Origin of the sequence: Streptomyces sp. P9(2023) (assembly GCF_032436795.1) — a bacterium.
In the GTDB taxonomy this organism is placed as follows: domain Bacteria; phylum Actinomycetota; class Actinomycetes; order Streptomycetales; family Streptomycetaceae; genus Streptomyces.
The window spans coordinates 1-278 of record NZ_JAUPWM010000395.1; the positions used below are offsets into that span (position 1 = coordinate 1).

Genomic DNA, 278 nt, shown 5'->3' on the forward strand with positions numbered 1-278 from the left:
GCAGGCTTTGCACCACGCCGCGCATGGGCGTCTCATAGCGGTAAACCGTATCATGCGAGATTTTCAGCCGCATCGCCGCCCCCCTACATGCCGCCCGTCAGGTAATCCGCATGGATCTGCGAGGCCAGGGCGGCGTTCTCGCGGATAAAGCGGGTGAGGAACTCGTGCAGGCCCTCGTCGAAGATGTCGTCGATGCTTAAGCCCCGCATCTGGGCCAGCATGGCGCGGGCCATGTCATGCGCGCGGGCGGGCACGCCCTCGCCATAACGCTCGGCCAG

1 protein-coding gene is annotated in these 278 nt (G+C 65.5%); it reads right to left on the bottom strand.

The annotated features are described in order from the left end of the window. Positions 1-83 precede the first annotated feature (83 nt). Positions 84-278, bottom strand: a 195-nt coding sequence (locus Q5762_RS38075; RefSeq protein ID WP_315896889.1) for an alpha-E domain-containing protein, incomplete at its 5' end; no start/stop codon positions are given.